Here is a 20,631-nt window from a genome sequence, read left to right as displayed (position 1 = left end):
ACCGCAGGATGCCGATGAGGAGTCCGTGCTCCACCGTGTCCCCGTCCCGCCGGTCGCGGTCGCCGTCGCCGCGCTGACGGTGCACGCGGTGCTGCCCCCGGGCACGCCGCGGGACGTGCTCTACGTGGCGGTCGGCGCGGTGTGCGCCGCGCGGGCGCTCAGCGCCGCGGGCCGCGTCGTCGGACCGCAGCGGCGCGCCTGGCGGCTGCTGGCGCTCGGGCTGGTCGCCTGGGTGGTCGGCGACGCGCTGTGGACCCTGCTGGAGCGCGGCCTCGGGGTGGAGCCGTTCCCGTCCGTGGCCGACGTGGCCTACGTCGCGTCCTACCCGCTGCTGGCCGCCGGGCTGGTCCGCGCGTTCCCCGCGCCGCGGGGGAGGCGCCCGACCTGGCTGCTCGACGCGGTGCTGGTGACGAGCGGCGCCCTGCTCGTCCTGTGGCTCGCGGTCCTGGAGCCGACGCTGTCCACCTGGGCCGCCGACCCGCTGGGCACCGCCGTCGGCGCGGCCTACCCCGTGGGCGACGCCGTGCTGCTCGTCCTCCTCGCCCGCGCCGCCACCGCCGCGGGTACCCGGCCGCCGGCCCTGCGGCTCTCGACCTGGGGCGTGCTGGCGATCCTGCTGGCCGACGAGCTGTTCCTGCTCGCGCCGGGCTGGCCCGCGCTCGACGCGCGCGTGCACCTGCTCGACTCCCTCTGGCTCGCGGGGTACGTGCTGCTCGCGGCCGCCGCCCGGCACGCCTCCGCCGGCCGGGTCGCTCCCCCGCGGGCCGACGGGGACCTCGGCACCGGGTACCTGATGCTCCTCGGCGCCTCGGTCTGCGTCCTGCCCGGCACGGCGCTCCTCGAGGCGGCGCTCGGTCTGCCCGTGCACGTCGCCGAGGTGTGCGTCGCCGCCATCGTCGTGATCGCCGCGTTCCTCCTCCGGTTCGGCGGGGTCCTGCGGGCGATGCGCCGCCAGCACGGCCGGCTGGAGCACCTCGCGGTGACCGACCCGCTCACCGGCCTCGCCAACGCCACCGGGCTCGCGCGCCGGCTGGAGACGCCGGCCGACGACGCGCCCGCCGGGACGGTGCCCGCCGTGCTGCTCGTGAGCCTCGACGGGTACCGCGACGTGGCGCAGACGCTCGGGCACGCGGTGGCCGACGACCTGCTGCGCGCGGTCGGCGCCGTGGTGGGCCGGGAGGCCGAGGAGGGCGGCACGCCCGCGCGGCTGGCGCGCGACGTGTTCGCGGTGGGGCTGGACGTCGCCGACCCCGCCGGGGCCGAGGAGGCCGCCCGCCGGCTGGTCGCCCGGCTGACCCCGCCCCTGGCGGTGGGCGGGCTCGACCTGTCGGTCCGGCCGATGGTCGGCGGTGCCGTGGGAGCCGGGCGGCCGGCCGCGGCGGACGCGCTCGTCGCGCGGGCCGACGCGGCGCTGGTCACCGCCCGGCACCGCGACGAGCGCGTGGCGCTGGACGTCGTCGGCGCCGCGCTGCCCGCTCAGCGCGGGCCGGGGCCCGGGCCCGCGGCCGGGCCGAGCGCCCCCGCGCTGTGCGCGACCGACCTGCTGCGCCGGCTGCCCGCGGCCGCCGCGTGCGGCGAGCTGGTGGTGCACTTCCAGCCGCAGGTCGCGGTCGCGGCCGGCCGGGTCGACGGAGCCGAGGCGCTGGTGCGCTGGCAGCACCCCGCGCACGGCCTGCTCGGCCCCGACGCGTTCGTGCCCGCCGCGGAGCGCACGGGGTTCGTCCGCCCGGTGACGCTGCACGTGCTCGACGTCGCCCTGACGCAGTGCGCCCGCTGGCGCGCGGCGGGCGCCCGGTCCTTCGTGGTGTCCGTCAACGTCTCCGCGCACGACCTCGACGACCCCCGGCTGGTCGGCGACGTGCGCGCCGCGCTGGACCGGCACGGGCTGGCCGCGGACGCGCTGGGGCTCGAGGTGACCGAGACGATGGCGATGCGCGACGCCGCGCAGGCCGGGCGGACGCTGCGGGCGCTCGCGGACCTCGGCGTCGTGCTCGCGGTCGACGACTACGGCGTCGGCTACGGCTCGCTGGACTACCTGCGCCGGCTGCCGTTCACCGTGCTCAAGGTCGACCGGGCGTTCGTGGCGCCCGCGGCCGACGACCGGGTGTGCGCCGAGATCCTCCGCTCGACGATCGACCTCGGGCACGCGCTCGGCATGCAGGTCGTCGCGGAGGGCGTCGAGGACGAGCGCACGCTCGCGCTGCTCCGGGAGCTGGGCTGCGACGCCGCGCAGGGCTGGGCGCTGGGGCGGCCGGGGCCGCCGGCGGCGCTCGACGCCCGCCTCGGCACCGGGGCACCTGTCAATTAGTAGATCCTTCAAGTATTCTCGCCGGACCGACCGGCCCGCGGGCCGCGCCGACCGACCGGAGGAGTACCCCATGCCCGACCGCCGTCCCACCGCGGCCGAGCGCCAGGCCCGCCTGGCCGCCGTCCGAGCCGAGCAGCGCAAGAAGGAGCGCGGCCGCGCCGTCTGGATCGGCTCGATCGCCGGCGTCCTCGTCCTCGCCCTCGTCGGCGTCAGCGCCTGGGTGATCGTCGACGCCGGCCGCGACAAGGCCGCCCTCCAGGCGCAGGCGGACGCCGACATCGAGGGCGTCGAGGCGTTCGACGGCCTCACGTTCGACCACGTCACGACCGCCGTCGACTACCCGCAGTCCCCGCCGGCCGGCGGGGACCACAACGCCGCGTGGCTGAACTGCGGCGTGTACACCGAGCCGGTGCCGGACGAGAACGCGGTGCACTCGCTCGAGCACGGCGCCGTGTGGATCACCTACGACCCCGCGCTGCCCGCCGCGGACGTCGCGACGCTGCAGGCGTTCGCCGAGAACCAGTCCTACGTGCTGGTGTCCCCGTACGAGGGCCTCGACTCCTCCCCGGTCGCCGTGAGCGCGTGGGGCTACCAGCTCAAGGTCGACTCGGTCGACGACGAGCGGCTGCCGGTCTTCATCCAGAAGTACCTGCTCAACCCGGAGCTCGCCGAGGTCGGCGCGCCCTGCTCGAGCGGCGTGGGCACCCCGGCGTGACGTCGGAGGACCTGCGCACCGACGCGCCCGTGGCGCCGGACCCCGCACCCGCGGGCCGGGGTCACGGGCGCGTCGTGCTCGTCGTGGTGGCGCTCGCCGCCCTGGTGCTGGGCGCGCTCGGCGGGGCGCTGCTCGCCCGGCAGCCGGCGCTCACCGCGGCCCCCGAGGGGTCGGTCGACGCCGGGTTCGCCCGGGACATGCAGGCGCACCACGCGCAGGCGGTCGACCTGGCGGTGCTGCTCCGGGACCGCAGCACCGACGAGGAGGTGCGGACGGTCGCGCTCGACATCCTGCTGACCCAGCAGAACCAGATCGGCCAGATGGCCGGCTGGCTGTCGACGTGGGGGCTGCCGGCCGCGGCGTCGGCGGCCCCGATGGCGTGGATGACCGGGACGGAGCACGGCCACGGGTCGACCGCGGCGACCGGCGACGCGTCGGGCTACGCCGCGATGCCGGGGTGGGTGTCCCGCGAGGACCTCGCCCGGCTCACCGCCGCGACCGGGACCGAGGCCGACCGGCTGTTCCTGCAGCTGATGATCCCGCACCACCAGGGCGGCGTGGAGATGGCCGAGTACGCCGTCGAGCACGCGCAGCGCCCGCAGGTGGTGGCGCTGGCCCGGAACATCGTCACGTCGCAGGAGCGCGAGCTGACCGCCCTGCAGGACATGCTCGACGCCCGGGGCGGCCCGGTCGGCTGACGCCGCCGCGCGCTAGTCCCGCTCGCGCAGCTCCAGGCTGATCTGGTCCGCGTCGAGCACCCGGAGCGCCTCGGTCAGCGCGCCGGAGCTCGCGGTGCCGAGGTCGCGGACCTTCAGCAGCGCCTCCCGCTGCGCGTCCAGCACCGCCAGCCGCAGCTCGCGCACCTGCGCGGCGGCGGAGGCGCGGTCCTCGGCCTCCTCGTCCTCGTCGAGCTCGCCGCCCTGCCGCTCCGCGATCCGCCGGGCCTTCTCCAGGACCCCCGCGTCGTACGGGGTGCCGTCGGGCCGGCGCAGGTCGGGGTCGCCGAGCAGCGCCGCGGCGGCCACCGCCATCTCCCCCGCCAGCCGGTCCACCTCGGCCCGGTCGTCGGCGCCGTCGCGGCCCAGGCCGAGCCGGCGCACCAGCCACCCGAGCGTGCCGCCCTGCACGAGCAGCGTGCCGGCCGCCACGACGAACGCGACGAGCACGAGCAGCGCGCGGTGCGGGGTGTCCCGCGGCAGCGACTGCGCGGCGGCGAGGGTGACGACGCCGCGCATCCCGGCCCACACGAGGATCGCCCCCTCGCGCGGCCCGAGGTGCTCGGCCTGCAGGTAGTCGATGTCGGCGATCCGGCGGGTGATCCGGTAACGCAGCCGGACGCCACGGGCCTCAGGCGCGTCGTCCCGGCCGAGACGCGGCCGGCGACGGCCGAGCACCCGGCGCACCTTCGCCGCGTCCACCGGTGCGGTGGTGGCGCGCGGCGCGGCCCCCGCCGGCGGCGCGCCCGGGATCCGGCGCTCGGCCAGGTCCTCCCGGGTCAGGGTGGCGAGCGAGTCCGCGCGGTCGTTGAGCGCGCTGAGGTAGCCGCGGACCGTGACGCCGCGGCGCGCGCGCCGGGACAGCCGGGACAGCAGGTAGGCGACGTACCCGGTGCGGACCACGAGCACCACGACGGCCGACAGCGCGCCGAGCCCGATCGCGACCCACAGGTGGCCGTGGTCCGCCTGCACCTCCGCGACGAGGCCGTACAGCTCGAGCCCCATCACCAGGAACACCGCGCCCTCGAGGAGCAGCTCGAGCGTGCGCCAGTTGGCGGCCTCGGCGATCCGGTCCTGCGGCCGCAGCCGGACGCTGCCCGACCCGGCGACGAGGCCGGCGCTGACGGTCGCGACCAGGCCGGACGCGTTCAGGTGCTCCGCGGGGATGTACGCGACGAACGGCACGATGAACGAGATCGCGGTCGTCAGGTGCGGGTCGGCGACCCGGGTCCGCACCCACAGGCTGACCTTGCCGATCAGCCCGCCGATCGCGACCGCCACGACCACCGCGTAGACGAAGTCCGTCGCCACCTCCCACAGGGTCACCGACGCGGCGGTCGCCGCCACCGCGGAGCGCAGGAGCACCAGGGCGGAGGCGTCGTTCAGCAGGCTCTCGCCCTCCAGCACCGTGACGATGCGGGGGCTCACCCCGGACTTCCGCACGATCGAGGTCGCCACGGCGTCGGTCGGGCTGAGGACGGCGCCCAGGGCGATCCCGGTCGCGAGCGTGACGTCCGGGATGAGCCAGGAGAAGATCACGCCCAGCACCACCGACGTCGCGACCACGAGCAGCACCGACAGGCCGCTGATCGCGGTGAGGTCGCGCCGGAAGTCCATCGTCGGCACCGACACCGAGGTCGCGTAGAGCAGCGGCGGCAGGACCACCCCGAGGATCCACTCCGGCTCGATCTCGACCGCCGGCACCACCGGGAGGAGGCTGATCCCGACGCCGAGCGCGACGAGCAGCAGCGGGGCCGACACCCCGACCCGCGGGGCCAGGGCGGTGACCGTGACCACCGCGACGGCGCCGATCACCCCGATCAGCAGCAGGTCCATGCGCTCCGCCCCTCCGTGGCCGCCCGCCGCGCGCTCAGCCGACGGACCCCGCGGCCGCGGGGGCCGGGTCCGCGTCCCGCACGAGGCCGCGGTAGTGCTCGATCTTCTCCGCGAGGTGCTCCTGCTGGTGCAGCAGCAGCTCGACGGTCGAGGCTACGTGCTCGGCGTGGGCCTCCAGCAGCGCGAGCCGCTCGGGCACGGTCGCGTCGGCACCCGGGCCGGTCGCCAGGGCGAGCCCCGCGTACCGGCGCATCGCGGCGATCGGCATGCCGGTGTCCCGGAGGCAGCGGAGCACGCCGAGCCAGTCCAGGTCGGCGTCGTCGTACTGCCGCCGTCCCGCGGCGTCGCGCCGGACGTCGCGGACCAGGCCGATCTTCTCGTAGTAGCGGAGCGTGTCGAGGCTGAAGCCGGAGCGCCGGGCGGCGTCGGCCGGGGCGTAGGTGGTCACGGTCGCCAGTGTGACGCGGCCCGGGCGGGCGCGGGGCGGGTTCGGCCCCGGGCCTTGCGCTGGAGCGCGCTCCAGCCGCCACGCTGGCGCGCATGACGACGACCGCGCCCGCCACGGGGCCCCGCACCTCCGACGACGCCACCACCCCGACCCCCGTCCCGCCGATCGCGCTCGGCGCGATGCTGTTCGGCACCCGGCACGACGACGCCGAGTCCTTCGACCTCCTCGACGCGTACGTCGCGGCCGGCGGCGTGTGGATCGACACCGCCGACTGCTACGCGTTCTGGGCCGACGACTCCGGCCGCGGCGGCCAGAGCGAGCCCGTGCTCGGCCGCTGGCTCGCCGCCCGGCCCGGGATGCGGGACCGGGTGCGGATCGCGACCAAGGTCGGCTGCGAGCCGCTGTGGCCAGGCTCGTTCCCGGAACGCACGACGGGCCTGCGCGCCGACGTCGTGCGGTCCGTGGCCCGGCAGAGCCTGGACCGGATGGGGATCGACCGCATCGACCTGTTCTGGGCGCACCGCGACGACCGCTCGACGCCGCTGCCGGAGGTCGTCGACGGGTTCGGCGGGCTGGTCGCGGACGGCGTGGTCGGCGCGTGGGGGTTCTCCAACACGGCGCTGTGGCGGGCCGAGCGCGCCGCCGGGCTCGCCCGCGCGCGGGGCCTCGCGGAGCCGACCGGGCTGCAGCTGCGCTACTCCTACCTGCAGCCCCGCCCGATGGTCCGGGACCACGAGCACGACCACCGGTTCGGCTGGATCACCGACGAGGTCCTGGACTACGCGGAGGCCAACCCCGCCGTCGGCCTGTGGGCGTACAGCCCGCTGATGTCGGGCGCGTACGAGCGCGCCGACCGGCCCGTCCCCGACGGCTTCGACCACCCGGGGACGGCGCGGCGGCTCGCGGTGCTGGCGGCGGTCGCCGCGGAGCTGGGGGTCAGCCGGAGCGAGGTGGTGCTCGCGTGGCTCGCGGGCGGGACGCCGCGGGTCAGCCCGGTGGCGGGGGTGAGCAGCCTCGCGCAGCTGGGCACCGCGATGGCGGGCGTGCGGCTGGTGCTGCCGCCCGAGGCCCGGGAGCGGCTCGACGCGGCCTGGTGAGCGCGCGCCGGGGGCAGGTCGGACGCGGGGTCGGGCGCGTGCGAGACCGGTAATGAGACTGAGTATCAGTTGTGTTAGCGTGGCCGCGCTGATCATCCGACCCGCGACCGGAGAGGAGACGGCGGCGAGGGCACCCGTGCGCCCGCACGGGCCCCGCGACCGCCGGCCCCCCACATGACCCTTTCGACCCGTACCCGCCCCCGACTCGCGGGGGCGCTCGGCCTCGGCGTGGCCGCCGCGCTGCTCGCCGCGTGCGGCTCCGGCGACGCCGCCGCGGAGCCCTCCGCGACCACCGAGGAGACGGCCGCCCCCGCCCCCACCGAGGTCGCCACCGCGAAGCCCCGCCTCGCGCTCACCTACGACGGCGGCATCCAGGTGCTCGACGCCGACACGCTCGAGGTCGTCTCCGACATCGAGCTCGCCGGCTTCAACCGGCTGAACCCGGCCGGCGACGAGCGGCACGTCCTCGTGTCCACCACCGGCGGCTTCCAGGTGCTCGACGCCGGCACCTGGACCGAGCCGCACGGCGACCACACCCACTCGTTCACCAGCGACCCGGTGCTCACCGAGGTGCTGTGGCCCGCCGAGAAGCCCGGCCACGCCGTCCGGCACGAGGGCCGCACCGCCCTGTTCGACGACGGCACCGGCCAGGTCACCGTCGTCGACTCCGACGCGCTCGCCGACCCGGACGCCGCGACCCGCGACTACACCACCCCGTCCGCGCACCACGGCGTCGCGGTCGAGCTCACCGACGGCACCCTCGTCGTGTCCGAGGGCGACGAGGACACCCGCACCGGCGTGCGGGTGCTCGACGCGGAGAACACCGAGATCGCCGCGCTCGACACCTGCCCCGGCGTGCACGGCGAGGCCGTCGCCGCCGACGAGGCCGTGGTCATCGGCTGCGAGGACGGGGCCGTGGTCTGGGCCGGCGGTGCGCTGACCAAGGTCACCGCCCCCGACGCGTACGGCCGCATCGGCAACCAGGCCGGGTCCGAGGTCTCGCCGTACGTCCTGGGCGACTACAAGTCCGACCCGGACGCCGACCTGGAGCGCCCGACCCGGGTCTCGCTGATCGACACCCGCGACGCCTCGATCCGCCTGGTCGACCTGCCGGCCTCCTACACGTTCCGCTCGCTCGCCCGCGGCGACGCCGGCGAGGCCCTGGTGCTCGGCACCGACGGCGCGCTGCACGTCATCGACCCGGAGTCCGGCACCGTCGTGCGCTCCGTCCCGGTGATCGACGCCTGGGAGGAGCCCGAGGAGTGGCAGCAGCCGCGCCCGGCGATCACGGTCCTGGACGGCTCGGCGTACATCACCGACCCGGCGACGAACAGCGTGCACGCGGTCGACGTCGAGACCGGCGAGGTCTGGCTGTCGGCCGAGCTCGAGGTGACGCCGAACGAGATCGCGGGCGTCTCGGGCGCCGTGGCGGAGCACGGGTCCCACGAGGACGGCGCGGACGCGCACGGCGACGAGGCGCACGAGGGTCACGACCACGAGGACGAGCACGACCACGCGCACGCGCACGACGAGGAGACCGCCCAGGGCTGACCCCTGGTCACCCCTCGCACCTCCGGAGTGGAGCGTGCTGCCCGGACACGCCGTGCGTGTCGGGCAGGACGCTCCACTCCGGCGCACCCCGACCCGGAAGGACCCCCGTGGCCCGCAGCACGACCCGCCCCCGCACGACCCGCCCCACCCGCGCCCTCGCCGCCGCGGCCGCCGTCGCCGTGGCCGCCGGCCTCGCCGCCTGCTCCCCCGCCGACGCGGACGACCGGCACGACGTCGTCGCCGCGTTCTACCCGCTGCAGTTCGTCGCCGAGCGGGTCGGGGGCGAGCACGTCGCCGTCACCTCGCTGACCCCGCCCGGCGGCGAGTCGCACGACCTGGAGCTGTCGCCCAGCGCGGTGTCGGGCCTGGGCGCCGCCGACCTCGTCGTCTACCTGTCCGGGTTCCAGGCCGCGACCGACGCCGCCGTCGCCGCCACCTCCCCCGCGCACGTGGTCGACGCCGCCGAGGCCGCGGGGCTCGAGGTCGCGCCCGACGGCGTCGCCCCGGGCGCCGGCGACAGCCTCGACCCGCACTTCTGGCTCGACCCGACCCGGCTCGCCGACGTCGCGCACCAGGTGGCGGACGCGCTCGCGGAGGTCGACCCGACGCACGCGGACGACTTCGCGACCGCGGCGGACGACCTGGTCGCCGACCTGGACGCCCTGGACGCCGAGCTCGCCGACGGGCTGGCCGCCTGCCGGGGCGCCACGCTCGTCGCGTCGCACGAGGCGTTCGGCTACCTCGCGCGGCGGTACGGCCTGCACCAGGTCGGGCTGAGCGGCATCGACCCCGAGGTCGAGCCGTCGCCCGCCCGTCTCCGCGACGTCGCCGCGACCGTCGAGGCCGAGGGTGTGCGGACGCTGTTCTTCGAGACGCTCACCAGCCCCAAGGTCACGCAGACGCTCGCCGACGACCTCGGGGTCGCCACGGCCGTGCTCGACCCGCTGGAGGGGCTGGCCGAGGACGACGAGCGCGACTACCTCGACGTCATGCGGGACAACCTGGCGGCGCTGACGGGCGGGCTGACCTGCGGGGCGTGAGCCCGACGCGTCGGGCCACCCCCGCGTCCGGTGGAAGGTTGTGACCGACTCGCCGTCGGCGTGTCCGTCACAACCTTCCACCGACGGGTCTGTGCGTGCCCGTCAGTGCGAGCGGAGCGCGTCCACCAGGTCGGCCTTCTTCATGGACGAGCGGCCCTCGATGCCGATCTCGGCCGCGCGCTTGCGCAGGTCCTCCACGGTCCAGTCCTCGTAGGACCCGGACTCGCCGCCCTTCTTCCCGACGGACGACCGCCCGCGCGCCGCGGCGGCGTTGGCGATGCGCGCGGACTTCTCCTTGCTGTTGCCCTCGTCCCGGAGCTCTTCGTACAGCCCCTTGTCCTTCACGCTCGGGCCCGGGTCACGGCGCGGCATGGCGACCTCCTCGATCTGGACGACGTCCGACCCTGACGACCATGCCCCTGGCCCGCGGCGCCCGCATCCGGGCGCCGATCACGCCGCGCGGTCCCCCAGCCACGGCGCCAGCACGTCGTCCGCGCCGAGCCACGGGTGCAGGCCCCGGGCGTGCTCGTCGGCGGTCAGCAGCACGTCGTCGAACGCCGCCAGCAGGTCGGCCCGCACGTCCTCGACCCCCGTGAACACCAGCCGCGTCCCCGCCGCGCGCCGGCCCCAGGTGCCGAGCGCCCCGACGCTGAGCTGTCCGCCGGCCCCGTCCCACACGCACACCGAGTCGGGCCGGCTCGGCACCCAGAAGTGCCCGCGGCTGCGGTGCCGGCCCTGCCCGAGCCGGGCGACCTCGGCCACCAGCCGCTCCGGGTGCAGCGGCCGGTCGGCGCTCAGCTCGAGCGTCCACACCCCGTGCGCGGTCGGCGCACCCGGCACCGGCGCGGCGAGCCGCGGGTCGAGCCGCCGGTCGCCGGCCCGCACGTCGTGCTGCCCGGCGAGCAGCGCCGCGACGTCCGCGGCGTACACCCCGTCGACCCGGCGACCGTCGGCCGCCCGCACGTGGTCGAGCAGGTCGGACGCGACCGGGTGCTCCGCCGGGTCCCCCGCCACCAGCACGACGTCGGCGTGCCCGACCTGGGCCGCGAGCGCCTCGCCGACCGCGCGCCCGTCGTCCTGGGTGAGCGCGAGCCCGCGCTCTCGTCGAGCAGGTCGTCGCCGAGCAGGTCGTGCTCCAACGTCGCGAGGTCGAGCGCCGCGACGACCCCGGCGAGGCGCAGCGACCGCAGCCCGCCCCCGCGGCGGACCGCCCAGCCGAGCGCGCGGGTCACGGGCAGCGACTCCGCCGACACCGGGAGCGCGAGCAGCACGGCGTCCCAGCGCGGGTCGCGCGCGAGCCGCTCCAGCGTGGGCACGGCGTCCTCGCGCACCGAGCAGCTCAGGCAGGCGTGCTCGAGCGGGACCAGCACGTCCTCGACGACGCCGGACGCGTCGGCGACCACCCGGCGGATGCCCCCGCCGTCGGGTCCGTCGACGATGTCGTGCCGCAGCACGACGGTCCGGGGCCGGTCGACGACGACGCCGAACGCGACGGCGTCGCGGAGCAGCGGGTCGACGGTGGCGAGCACGAGCAGGGGCGTGAGGTCGTGTCGGGACATGCGGCTCAGCCTAGCGCTTGTCGCGAACGATTCTCATTACCTATGATGGCTCGCATGTCCGCTCACTGCCAGGTCCTCGGCACGTCGCCCGGGTTCGGCCACTCGATCTCCCACTCGCACCGGCGCACCAAGCGCCGGTTCGACCCGAACATCCAGCGCAAGCGCTACTGGGTGCCCTCCCTCGGGCGTCACGTCACGCTGACCATCAGCGCCCGGGGCATCAAGACGGGTCGACAAGCTCGGCATCGAGGTCGTCGTCGCCCGGATCCGCGCCCGCGGGGAGCGCCTCTGATGGCCCGCGCCGCCGACGTCCGCCCGATCATCAAGCTGCGCTCCACAGCGGGGACCGGCTTCACCTACGTCACCCGCAAGAACCGCCGCAACGACCCCGACCGCCTCGTGCTGAGCAAGTACGACCCCGTGGTGCGGCGGCACGTCGACTTCAAGGAGGAGCGCTGATGGCCAAGAAGAGCAAGATCGCGAAGAACGAGCAGCGCCGGGCCGTCGTGGCCCGGTACGCCGAGCGGCGCCTGGAGCTGAAGGCCGCCGCGGTGGACCCGCACCGGTCCGAGGCCGAGCGGGTCGCGGCGCGCGCCGCACTGCAGGCGCTCCCCCGCGACGCCAGCCCCACCCGCGTCCGCAACCGGGACGTCGCCGACGGCCGGCCGCGCGGGTACGTGGGCAAGTTCGGGCTGTCGCGCGTGCGGATGCGGCAGATGGCGCACCGCGGCGAGCTGCCCGGTGTCACGAAGTCGAGCTGGTGAGGGAGATCGGCATGAAGCAGGGCATCCACCCCGAGTACCGACCCGTGGTGTTCCGTGACGTCAGCGCGGACTTCGCGTTCCTGACCCGGTCGACGATCACGTCTGAGAAGACCGTCGAGTGGTCGGACGGCAGGACGTACCCCGTCGTCGACGTCGACGTCTCCTCCGCGAGCCACCCGTTCTACACGGGCAGGTCCCGCGTCCTGGACACCGCGGGCCGCGTCGAGAAGTTCCGGCAGCGCTACGGCCTGGCCACCCCCAAGGAGACCCGATGAAGGTGCGCGCGTCGCTCGCGTCGCTGAAGAAGAAGGAGGGCTCGATCGTGGTGCGGCGCCACGGCAAGACCTTCGTGATCAACAAGAAGAACCCGCGCTGGAAGGCGAGGCAGGGCTGATGGCGGTCCCGAAGCGGAAGCTGTCCCGGTCGAACACCCGCGCCCGGCGGTCGCAGTGGAAGGCGACCCCGGTGCCGCTCGTGGCGGCGCGCACCCCGGACGGCGACGTGGTCGAGGTCCCGCGCCGCCTGCTCCGCGCGGTCGAGCGGGGCCTGGTGGACCCGCGCTGATTGCCCCACGGCCGCGAGGTCGTCACTCGTCGGCGAGGTCGTCACGTACGGGTGACGACCTCACCGGCTCGTGACGACCTCACCCCGGCGGCGTCGCCGCGCCGGCCGCGGGTACCGTGCCGGGCGTGAGCCCCGACGTCCCGAGCCTCGAGATCGACACCCCGCAGGGGCCCGCGCGGGCGCACCTGCACCTGCCCGCCGGCGCCGCGCCCGGCGCGGACGGGCGGGTGGCCGTCCCCGGCGCGCTCGTGCTCGGGCACGGGGCCGGCGGCGGGGTCGACGCCCCGGACCTCCGCGCGGTCACGGCGGCCGCCACCGCCCTGGGCCTGGCGGTGGCGCTCGTCGAGCAGCCGTACCGCGTCGCCGGCAAGCGGGTCGGCCCCCGCGGCCCCGCCCTGGACGAGGCGTGGACCGCGGTCGTCACGGACCTGCGGGCCCGCGCCCTGGACGTCCCGCTGGTCACGGGCGGCCGGTCGGCGGGCGCCCGCACCGCGTGCCGGACGGCGCTCGCCACCGGCGCCGTCGGCGTGCTCTGCCTGGCGTTCCCCACGCAGCCGCCGGGACGGCCGGACGCCCCGAGCCGGCTCCCCGAGCTCGACGCCGCGGGCGTGACGGTGCTGGTGGTCCAGGGCACGACCGACCCCTACGGCACCCCGCCGACCTCGCCGACGCGTCGGGTGGTCCCGGTCCCGGGTGACCACTCCCTGAAGAAGGACACCCACGCGGTCGCCACCGCCGTCACGGCCTGGCTCCCCACCGTCCTGCCGCTCCCCTGACACCGAGGTCGAGGGTGTCCGGCCGGATGCCGCCTCGACCTCGCCGGGAACGCTGGACCGCGCGGCGGTCAGCCGTCGAGGAAGGTCCGCACCGCCTCCGTCACCAGGGCGTGGTCGTCGGCCTGCGGGAGGCCCGAGACCGTCACCACGCCCACGACCCCGACGCCCTCGACGTGCACCGGGAAGGCCCCGCCGTGCGCGGCGTACTCCTGCAGCGGCAGCTCGTGCACCGCGCCGAACGTCGTCCCCTTCGCGCGCGCCCGCAGCCCCTGCAGGTACGACGACGTGCCGAACCGCTCGACGACCCGGACCTTGCGCTGGATCCAGGAGTCGTTGTCCGCGACCGTCCCGGGCCGCGCGGCGTGGAACAGCTGCTGCGCGCCGCGCCGGATGTCGACGGTCACGGGCAGCCCGCGCTCGGTGGCCAGCCGGACCAGCAGCGTCCCGAGCTCCCACGCGTCGTCGTTGGTGAAGGTGGCGAAGCGCAGGTCGCGCTCCTGCCGCTCGACCTCGGCGATCAGGGCCCGGACCTCGGTGTCGTCGCTCATGGGCGCGATCCTGCCACCCGCCGGCGCCGGCGGGTGGCAGGGACCGCGACGCCGGGCGTCAGCCCCGGCGCACCGCCCGCACGACCGTGTCCCGGATCGTGACCTCCCGGCCGTCCGGGTCGGTCGCCGTGCGGGGCCGCGCCTCGGCCACCGGCACCTCCCAGTCCGCGGGGTCGAGCGCCGCGACCACGTCCTCGGGGTCGAAGAACAGCTCCGGCAGGTCCGGGCGCCCGATGGTGGTGCGCAGGTCGCTCGCGTGGTGCGCGACGACCAGCAGCGTGCCGCCCGGGGCCACCGCGCGCGCCATCCGGTCGAACGCCACGGCCCGGACGGCCGGCGGCAGGTGCAGGAAGTGCGTCGTCACCAGGTCGTACGCGCCGTCCCCGGCGTCCCACGTCGCGATGTCGGCCCGCTCCGTCCGCACCCGCCCGGCGACCTCCGGCCCGGCCTCCGCGGCGGCGGCCGCGACCCGGTCGAGCGCCGTCTGCGCGAGGTCGACTGCCGTGACCGCCCAGCCGCGGCCGGCGAGCCACAGGGCGTCGCCGCCCTCGCCGCACGCGACGTCGAGCGCGCGCCCCGGCGCCAGGTCGCCGACCTCGTCGACCAGCTGCGGGTTCGGCCGGCCGCTCCACACCCGAGGCGCCGAGCGGTACCGGTCCTCCCAGAACTCCCGGTCGTGCCGCACCTCGCCCGGGTCCCCGCCGTGCCCGTGCGCGTGGCCGTGCGTACCGGCCTCCTCGGCCCCGCCGTGCTGCTGCCCCATGCCCCGCTCCTCCTCGTCGTCCCCGCCGCGGGACCACCCCGCGGCGACCTCGTCGCGCGCCGTCACAGCCCGATCGCCCCGGCGCCCGCCCGGCGCGCGGCCACCTCGCGCTCCGCGCGCCCCGAGAACGGCGCCGCCTGCTCCGCCCGGTACCGCGCCACGGCGGCGTCGGCGTCCTCGACGGCGAGCTCGGCGACCAGCGCGGCCCCCGCGGTCAGGCCGGCCGCCGCGGCGACCTGCACCTGCGCCCGCAGGTCCGTGACGTTGCCCGCGACCCGCACGCCGGGCACGGTCGTGGATCCGTCCGGCGCGGCGGCGACCCGGGTGCCGATCACGCGGTCGCCCATCGTCACCGGCTCGGTCGGCAGGCCCAGGCCCTCCAGCCCGTCGAGCCGCGCCCCCAGGCCCGTGGCGACGACGACGGCGTCGCACGCCAGCACCGTCCCGGTCGCCAGCTTCACGCCGGTCAGCACGTCGTCCGCCACCTCCAGCCCCGCCACGGGGCCCTCGACGACCCGTACGCCCAGCGCGGCGAGCCGCTCCCAGTCGTCGTCGGTCAGCCCGTCCCCGCCGGCCGCACCGGCCCCGCCGGTGCCGCCGGTGCCGCCCAGGAACAGCGTCACGTCCCCGGTCCAGCCGCGCCACAGCTGCGCCTGGTGCACCGCCACCGGGCCGGACCCGAGGACCGCGACGGCCCGGTCCCGGACCTCCCAGCCGTGGCAGAACGGGCAGTGCAGCACGTCGCGGCCCCAGCGCGCCGCGAGCCCGGGAACGTCCGGCAGGGCGTCCACGAGCCCGGTCGCGACCAGCACCCGGCGCGACCGGACGACGCGACCGCCCGCGAGCGCCGCGCGGAACCCGTCGCCGTCGCGCCGGACGTCGACGACCCGGTCCTCGACGACCTCGGCGCCGTAGCCCTCGACCTCGGCCCGGCCGCGCGCCAGCAGCTCGGCCGGCGGCAGCCCGTCCAGCCCGAGGTAGGCGTGCATGTGCGCCGCGGGCGCGTTCCGGGGCGCGCCGTCGTGCACCACGAGCACGCTGCGCCGCGCGCGGGCCAGGGTGAGCGCGCCGCCCAGCCCCGCCGCGCCGCCGCCGACCACCAGCACGTCGTGCTGCTCCGTCACCATCGGGTCCTCCACTCTTTCGTCCGTGGTGACCACCGTGCGCGCGGGGTGGCCCACTTGACAAACATCGTTGCCGGAACGGCAAATGAGGGCATGGCCGAGTCCCGTCGCCCCCGCACCGTCCCGCCGACGCCGGCGCCCCCCGCCGACGCACCCGCCGACCTGGAGCCCGTCCTCGAGGCCGTCGGCCCCCGGCTGCGCGACCTCCGCCAGCGCCGCGGCGCCACGCTGGCCGACCTGTCCCGCAGCACCGGGATCTCGGTCAGCACGCTGTCGCGCCTGGAGTCCGGGCAGCGCCGCCCGACCCTGGAGCTGCTGCTGCCGCTGGCCCGCGCGCACCAGGTCCCGCTGGACGAGCTGGTCGGCGCCCCCGAGACCGGCGACCCGCGGGTGCACCTGTCCCCCGTCGAGCGGCACGGGGTCACCTTCGTCCCGCTGAGCCGGCGGCAGGGCGGCCTCCAGGCCTACAAGCAGGTGTTCCCCGCGGGCCACAACCCGGGGCCCGTCGACCCCCGCACCCACGAGGGCTACGAGTGGATGTACGTGCTGTCCGGCCGGATGCGCCTGGTGCTCGGCGACCACGACCTGATGATCGAGCCCGGGGAGGCCGTCGAGTTCGACACCCGGATCCCGCACTGGTTCACCAACCCGGGGCCCGGCGCCGCCGAGGTGCTGACGCTCTGGGGCCCGCAGGGCGAGCGCATGCACGTCCGCGCCCGCTCGACCACGAGGTCCTGACCGCTCCGGTCGGGGCCCCGCGTCAGGCCACGGCCGCGAGCGCCAGCACCGACGCCACCACGCAGAGCGGTGCCAGCCACAGCCCCTGCACCACGAACGCCCGCACCGGCACGTGCACCATCGCCTGCCGGCACCGTCGCCACCACAGCACGGTGGCGAGCGAGGCCCACGGGGTCAGCAGCGGCCCGACGCCGGTCCCGATCAGCACGGCCGCGAGCCGCCGGACGTCCTCGCCGGCGACCGGCTCGAGCAGCAGGTACGCGGGCAGGTTGTTCACCACGTTCGCGACGGCGGCGGACAGCCCGGCGACCCCTAGCAGCGCACCCGCGTCCGCGCCGGCCGGCGCCGCGTCGAGGACCCAGTCGCCGAGGCCGCGGACGTGCAGGGTCTCGACGACCACGAACAGCGCGCCGACGACCAGGATCATCCGCCACGGCACCAGGTCCCGCGCCCGGCCCGGCACCGGCCGGCGGCGCACCGCGAACGCCACCAGCAGCGCGGCCGCCGCCCCCAGGGCCACCGCCCACACCGGCAGCCCGGCGACGAACCCGACCGCCATCACACCGACCGTCGTCCCGGTCGCGACCACCAGCGCGCGGTCCGGCGGGACGTACCGCTCGCCCTGCTCGAACCGGCCGCGCAGGTCCCGGCGCCCGCGGACGGCGAGCACGGCGACGGTCACGACGACGGACGCGAGCGCCGGTGCCCACATCACGCCCAGGTAGCCGACGCCCTGCTCGGCGAACCGGTGGTCGGCGAGCAGGTTGGTGAGGTTGGAGACCGGGAGCAGCAGCGACGCGGTGTTCGCCAGGGCCACGACCGTCAGCACCAGCAGCAGCGGCGACGTCCGGGTCCGCCGGGCCAGGGTGATCGCCAGCGGCGTCAGCAGCACCGCCGTGGTGTCGAGCGACAGCAGCACGGTCGACGCGACCGCGATCCCGACGAGCAGCAGCCACAGCAGCCAGCGCCGGCCGCCCGAGGCGCGCGCGGCGGCGTCCGTCGCGAGGTCGAACAGCCCGGCCGACCCGCACAGCTCCGCCACCACGGTCAGCGCCGCGACGAAGAGCAGCACCGGGCCGACCCGCTCCGCGAGCGCCACCGCGTCCGCCCGCGGCAGGGCGCCCGTGAGCACCACGGCGACGGCCGGCACCAGCGCGACCGCCCACCACGGGACGGCACGCCGGGGCCTGGGCACGGCGGAACTCTAGGTCCCGCGCCGCGTCGCCGCGCGACGGCGTCCGCGGTGCGGGGGGTGCGGGCGGCGCGGGGTGCGGGCGGTGCGGGAGCGCCGCGACCGTCCCCGCGCCCGCGCCGTCAGTCCAGCAGCCCCTGCGCCAGAGCCGGGGCGAGCACGGGCGCGAGCGGCAGCCGCGGGATCAGCGTCGCCTGCACCGCGTGGTAGAGGTCGGCCTTGCCCTCCCAGACCGTGCGCGACACCCGGTTGTCGGTGCCGAGCTCGTGCCACCAGGAGCCGCCCTCGTGGTCGAGCAGGTGCTCGGCGGCGTAGTCCCACCAGGTCGCGTACCAGTCGTCGAACCGCTGCTCGCCGGTGGCGGCGTGCAGGGCGGCGGCCGCGGCGATGCCCTCGGCGGCCACCCAGTGCATCCGCTCGCGCACGACCGGCTTCCCGGACCAGTCGACGGTGTAGACGAACCCGGGTGCGCCGTCGACGGACCAGCCCTCGCGGACGGACGCGTCGAACAGCGCCGTGGCGTCCTCGACCATCCAGGCGGGGGCGACGTCGCCGGCGGCGGTGAGCGAGGCCCGGGCGTGCAGGGTGAGCCGCGCCCACTCCAGCCAGTGCCCCACGGTCGCGCCGTACGGCCGGAACGGGTGCGCCGGGGAGTCGGCGTTGTACTCCAGGTCCGCGTTCCACCCGGCGTCGAAGTGCTCGGGGATCCGCCAGGCGTTGTCCCGCGCGAAGCCGTGCACCACGCGGGTGAGGATCCGCACGGCGCGGTCGAGCCACACCCGCTCGCCGGTCACGCCGTGCGCGGCGAGGTACGCCTCGACCGTGTGCATGTTGGCGTTGACGCCGCGGTAGGTGTCGAGCTCGGTGAACGTCCGGTCCCAGGACTCGACGGCCATCCCGGCCTCCTCGTCCCAGAACCGCCGCTCGGAGACCTCGAGCGCCGCGCGCAGCAGCGCCTGGGCGCCCGGCCGGCCCGCGGCGACCGCGGAGGACGTCGCGAGCACGACGAACGCGTGCGGGTACGCCGCCTTCGCGTCGTCGCGCGGTGTCCCGTCGGCGTCCACCTCGGCGTACCAGCCGCCGTGCTCGGCGTCCCGGAACAGCCCGTCGAGCGCGGCGAGGCCGTGGTCGACCAGCGCCGCGGAGCCCGGCCGCCCGAGCAGGTGGGCCAGCGCGTACACGTGCGTCATCCGGCAGGTGATCCACAGCTCGGCGGGCCCCGGCAGCGGCCGGCCCACGTCGTCCAGGCGGAGGAACCCGCCGGACGGGGCGGCGGCGGCCTTCCCGAAGGCGAGCAGGCGGTCGGTCTCGGTCTCGAGCCAGCGGGCGTGCGCGGGCGTCGTCAGCCACGTCATGGGTGTCACCCTAGTCACATCCCCGGCCTCGCCCCGCCCGCGCGACGCCCCCGCACGGCGCCGGCGGCGGGCCCGCCCCCGCCCCGCGGCGGCGCGTCCCCGCAGCGCACGGCGCCGCGACCGACCACCTGGTCGCGATGTGCACGAACGTGCAGGCCAGCGGTAGCGCGGTCCGGTTCGTCCGGGTCGTCCTGGGGCTTTGACACCGGCCCCGGCGCGCGGGCAGGATCGACGCGGATTTGACCGGTCAAAGCGGCTCCGTCGGTCCCGCTCCACCCGCACCCGCACCCCGCCCCGACGGACGCCCCGAGGACCGCCGCATGCCCACGCCCGACGCCCCGCGCGCCGCCACCGCGCGCGCCGCCGCGCGCGTCCCGCGGGTGACCATCCGCGCGGTGGCCGAGCACGCGGGCGTCTCCCGGCAGACGGTCTCGAACGCGCTCAACGCGCCGGACCGGCTGTCTCCCGGCACGCTGGAGCGCGTGCGCCGCTCCGTCACCGCGCTCGGGTACCGGCCCGACCACGCCGCCCGCGCCCTGACCTCGCGCCGCTCCGGGCTCATCGGGATCCGGGTCGGCGCGACGGCCCACCGCACCCCGCGGCGCACCCCGACCGACTGCTGCACGAGCTCGTCGCGGCGGCCCGGCCGCACGGCTACCGGTTCCTCGCGTTCGACGCCCCGTACGGGGACGACGCCGCGGAGACCGCCGCCTACGCCGAGCTGCTGGCCGCCGGCGACGTGGACGCCGTGATCCTCGCGGACACCCACCCCGGCGACGCCCGCCCGGCCTGGCTCGCGGCGCGCGGCGCGGCGTTCGTGGCGCACGGGCGGCCGTGGGGCGACCCCGACGCCGCCCACCCCCTGGGTCGACGTCGACGGCGCCCTCGGGGTGCGGCTCGCGGTCGAGCACCTGGCCGAGCGCGGCCACCGGCGCATCGGGTTCGTCGGCTGGCCCGCGGACGGGGCCGGTGGCGACGCGCGGCGCGCGGCCTGGAGCGCGGCGACGGCCGGCGCCGAGGGCACCCGCGGACCCGAGGTCACGGCCAGCTCGGACGACCCGGACGCGGCCGCCGCGGTCGTCGCCCCGCTGCTCGGGCGGCCGGGCGCCGCCCCGACCGCCCTGGTCTGCGCGTCCGACGCCCTGGCGCTCGGGGCGCTCGCGGCGGTCGTGGACGCGGGAGCCACCCCCGGCCGGGACGTCGCGATCACCGGGTTCGACGACTCCGACCTGGCGTCGTTCGCCCGCCCGGGGCTGACGAGCCTGCGGCAACCGATCAGACTGGTGGCGCAGACCCTCGTCGAGCAGGTGCTGGACCGGCTCGGCGTCGGCCTCGGGCACCGTCCGGCCCCGGCCGGGCTGGTCCCGCCCGAGCTCGTCGTCCGGGACTCCAGCGCCGGGCCCGCACCCCGCGACGCCGTCGCCGGACCCACCAGCCGCACCACCGCCGCCTGACGCAGCACCCCGCACCACCGCCGCACGACGCACGACGAACGACCCCGCACCACCCGCACCCGCACACCACGCCCCTGGGAGCT

General features: G+C 77.0%; 25 protein-coding genes and 1 pseudogene. 16 read left to right on the top strand and 10 right to left on the bottom strand.

The window, feature by feature from the left end; all coding sequences use genetic code 11:
• Positions 1 to 25: 25 nt before the first annotated feature.
• The 3 genes from FKM96_RS15030 (at position 26) to FKM96_RS15020 (ending at position 3,721) form a co-directional block, all read left to right on the top strand.
• Complete coding sequence (locus tag FKM96_RS15030; protein ID WP_147795919.1) at positions 26 to 2,308, top strand: bifunctional diguanylate cyclase/phosphodiesterase; 2,283 nt, start codon at positions 26 to 28, stop codon at positions 2,306 to 2,308.
• A gap of 70 nt (positions 2,309 to 2,378) precedes the next feature.
• Complete coding sequence (locus tag FKM96_RS15025) at positions 2,379 to 3,023, top strand: DUF3105 domain-containing protein (protein ID WP_147795918.1); 645 nt, start codon at positions 2,379 to 2,381, stop codon at positions 3,021 to 3,023.
• Complete coding sequence (locus FKM96_RS15020) at positions 3,020 to 3,721, top strand: DUF305 domain-containing protein (protein WP_210417283.1); 702 nt, start codon at positions 3,020 to 3,022, stop codon at positions 3,719 to 3,721. Before FKM96_RS15025 ends, FKM96_RS15020 begins: the two co-directional genes overlap by 4 nt.
• Positions 3,722 to 3,733: 12 nt before the next feature.
• Here FKM96_RS15020 and FKM96_RS15015 read toward each other — a convergent pair whose 3' ends face one another.
• Together FKM96_RS15015 and FKM96_RS15010 are read right to left on the bottom strand one after the other, a co-directional pair.
• A complete protein-coding gene (locus FKM96_RS15015; RefSeq protein WP_147795917.1) occupies positions 3,734 to 5,575 on the bottom strand; it encodes a sodium:proton antiporter in 1,842 nt (613 codons plus the stop codon).
• Between the two features lie 34 nt (positions 5,576 to 5,609).
• Positions 5,610 to 6,023: a MerR family transcriptional regulator gene (locus FKM96_RS15010; RefSeq protein WP_147795916.1), complete on the bottom strand. Its 414-nt coding sequence runs from the start codon at positions 6,021 to 6,023 to the stop codon at positions 5,610 to 5,612.
• A gap of 92 nt (positions 6,024 to 6,115) precedes the next feature.
• Here FKM96_RS15010 and FKM96_RS15005 point away from each other — a divergent pair, with 92 nt between their 5' ends.
• The 3 genes from FKM96_RS15005 (at position 6,116) to FKM96_RS14995 (ending at position 9,711) form a co-directional block, all read left to right on the top strand.
• Positions 6,116 to 7,120: an aldo/keto reductase gene (locus FKM96_RS15005; RefSeq protein WP_147795915.1), complete on the top strand. Its 1,005-nt coding sequence runs from the start codon at positions 6,116 to 6,118 to the stop codon at positions 7,118 to 7,120.
• A 174-nt stretch (positions 7,121 to 7,294) separates the two neighbouring features.
• Complete coding sequence (aztD, locus tag FKM96_RS15000; protein ID WP_147795914.1) at positions 7,295 to 8,671, top strand: zinc metallochaperone AztD; 1,377 nt, start codon at positions 7,295 to 7,297, stop codon at positions 8,669 to 8,671.
• Between the two features lie 107 nt (positions 8,672 to 8,778).
• Complete coding sequence (locus tag FKM96_RS14995) at positions 8,779 to 9,711, top strand: metal ABC transporter substrate-binding protein (protein ID WP_147795913.1); 933 nt, start codon at positions 8,779 to 8,781, stop codon at positions 9,709 to 9,711.
• A gap of 102 nt (positions 9,712 to 9,813) precedes the next feature.
• Here FKM96_RS14995 and FKM96_RS14990 read toward each other — a convergent pair whose 3' ends face one another.
• The 3 genes from FKM96_RS14990 to FKM96_RS14985 form a co-directional block, all read right to left on the bottom strand.
• Entirely contained in the window at positions 9,814 to 10,083 is a 270-nt protein-coding gene (locus tag FKM96_RS14990) for a Rho termination factor N-terminal domain-containing protein (protein ID WP_147795912.1), read from the bottom strand.
• A 78-nt stretch (positions 10,084 to 10,161) separates the two neighbouring features.
• On the bottom strand, positions 10,162 to 10,524 hold the full coding sequence (locus FKM96_RS21675; RefSeq protein ID WP_246855004.1) for a GTP-binding protein: 363 nt from the start codon (positions 10,522 to 10,524) through the stop codon (positions 10,162 to 10,164).
• Positions 10,506 to 11,270 (bottom strand): CobW-like GTP-binding protein, encoded by a 765-nt coding sequence (locus FKM96_RS14985; protein WP_246855003.1) that lies wholly within the window; start codon positions 11,268 to 11,270, stop codon positions 10,506 to 10,508. Before FKM96_RS14985 ends, FKM96_RS21675 begins: the two co-directional genes overlap by 19 nt.
• 54 nt (positions 11,271 to 11,324) lie before the next feature.
• Here FKM96_RS14985 and rpmB point away from each other — a divergent pair.
• From rpmB to FKM96_RS14950, 7 genes and pseudogenes are all read left to right on the top strand, one after another.
• Positions 11,325 to 11,562, top strand: a pseudogene (rpmB, locus tag FKM96_RS14980) (50S ribosomal protein L28).
• On the top strand, positions 11,562 to 11,729 hold the full coding sequence (gene rpmG / locus FKM96_RS14975) for a 50S ribosomal protein L33 (RefSeq protein ID WP_147795911.1): 168 nt from the start codon (positions 11,562 to 11,564) through the stop codon (positions 11,727 to 11,729). Before rpmB ends, rpmG begins: the two are co-directional and overlap by 1 nt.
• Entirely contained in the window at positions 11,729 to 12,034 is a 306-nt protein-coding gene (rpsN, locus tag FKM96_RS14970; protein ID WP_147795910.1) for a 30S ribosomal protein S14, read from the top strand. The genes rpmG and rpsN overlap by 1 nt, the downstream gene beginning before the upstream one ends.
• Before the next feature lie 11 nt (positions 12,035 to 12,045).
• On the top strand, positions 12,046 to 12,309 hold the full coding sequence (locus FKM96_RS14965; RefSeq protein ID WP_147795909.1) for a type B 50S ribosomal protein L31: 264 nt from the start codon (positions 12,046 to 12,048) through the stop codon (positions 12,307 to 12,309).
• Positions 12,306 to 12,428: a type B 50S ribosomal protein L36 gene (gene ykgO, locus FKM96_RS14960; protein WP_034227039.1), complete on the top strand. Its 123-nt coding sequence runs from the start codon at positions 12,306 to 12,308 to the stop codon at positions 12,426 to 12,428. Before FKM96_RS14965 ends, ykgO begins: the two co-directional genes overlap by 4 nt.
• Complete coding sequence (gene rpmF, locus FKM96_RS14955) at positions 12,428 to 12,598, top strand: 50S ribosomal protein L32 (RefSeq protein WP_147795908.1); 171 nt, start codon at positions 12,428 to 12,430, stop codon at positions 12,596 to 12,598. Before ykgO ends, rpmF begins: the two co-directional genes overlap by 1 nt.
• A 125-nt stretch (positions 12,599 to 12,723) precedes the next feature.
• Positions 12,724 to 13,374 carry an alpha/beta family hydrolase gene (locus tag FKM96_RS14950; protein ID WP_147795907.1) on the top strand — a complete coding sequence of 217 codons (651 nt, stop codon included), beginning with the start codon at positions 12,724 to 12,726 and terminating at the stop codon, positions 13,372 to 13,374.
• Between the two features lie 68 nt (positions 13,375 to 13,442).
• On the opposite strand, the gene FKM96_RS14945 is transcribed toward FKM96_RS14950, so the two are convergent.
• The 3 genes from FKM96_RS14945 to FKM96_RS14935 are packed head-to-tail and all read right to left on the bottom strand — an operon-like array spanning position 13,443 to position 15,812.
• Positions 13,443 to 13,922, bottom strand: coding sequence for a heme-degrading domain-containing protein (locus tag FKM96_RS14945; protein ID WP_147795906.1), 480 nt, complete (start codon positions 13,920 to 13,922; stop codon positions 13,443 to 13,445).
• 58 nt (positions 13,923 to 13,980) lie between these two features.
• Complete coding sequence (locus FKM96_RS14940; RefSeq protein WP_246855002.1) at positions 13,981 to 14,751, bottom strand: bifunctional 2-polyprenyl-6-hydroxyphenol methylase/3-demethylubiquinol 3-O-methyltransferase UbiG; 771 nt, start codon at positions 14,749 to 14,751, stop codon at positions 13,981 to 13,983.
• Positions 14,748 to 15,812 (bottom strand): FAD-dependent oxidoreductase, encoded by a 1,065-nt coding sequence (locus tag FKM96_RS14935; protein ID WP_210417282.1) that lies wholly within the window; start codon positions 15,810 to 15,812, stop codon positions 14,748 to 14,750. The genes FKM96_RS14940 and FKM96_RS14935 overlap by 4 nt, the downstream gene beginning before the upstream one ends.
• A gap of 90 nt (positions 15,813 to 15,902) precedes the next feature.
• Between FKM96_RS14935 and FKM96_RS14930 the strand changes: the two genes are divergently transcribed.
• Positions 15,903 to 16,547, top strand: coding sequence for a helix-turn-helix domain-containing protein (locus FKM96_RS14930; protein ID WP_147795904.1), 645 nt, complete (start codon positions 15,903 to 15,905; stop codon positions 16,545 to 16,547).
• 22 nt (positions 16,548 to 16,569) lie between these two features.
• Here the strand turns inward: FKM96_RS14930 and FKM96_RS14925 are convergent, their stop codons facing one another.
• Entirely contained in the window at positions 16,570 to 17,742 is a 1,173-nt protein-coding gene (locus tag FKM96_RS14925) for an SLC13 family permease (RefSeq protein WP_147795903.1), read from the bottom strand.
• Positions 17,743 to 17,861: 119 nt separating this feature from the next.
• Positions 17,862 to 19,094, bottom strand: a complete 1,233-nt coding sequence (locus FKM96_RS14920) for an AGE family epimerase/isomerase (protein WP_147795902.1) — start codon at positions 19,092 to 19,094, stop codon at positions 17,862 to 17,864.
• 320 nt (positions 19,095 to 19,414) lie between these two features.
• On the opposite strand from FKM96_RS14920, the gene FKM96_RS21115 reads away from it, so the two are divergent.
• Positions 19,415 to 19,846 (top strand): LacI family DNA-binding transcriptional regulator, encoded by a 432-nt coding sequence (locus FKM96_RS21115; protein WP_210417281.1) that lies wholly within the window; start codon positions 19,415 to 19,417, stop codon positions 19,844 to 19,846.
• Between the two features lie 138 nt (positions 19,847 to 19,984).
• Positions 19,985 to 20,548, top strand: a complete 564-nt coding sequence (locus FKM96_RS21110; RefSeq protein WP_210417280.1) for a substrate-binding domain-containing protein — start codon at positions 19,985 to 19,987, stop codon at positions 20,546 to 20,548.
• The last annotated feature ends 83 nt before the right edge of the window (positions 20,549 to 20,631 follow it).

Source organism: Cellulomonas sp. Y8, assembly GCF_008033115.1.
Lineage (GTDB): Bacteria > Actinomycetota > Actinomycetes > Actinomycetales > Cellulomonadaceae > Cellulomonas.
This window is presented reverse-complemented; position numbering and strand designations above follow the sequence as displayed.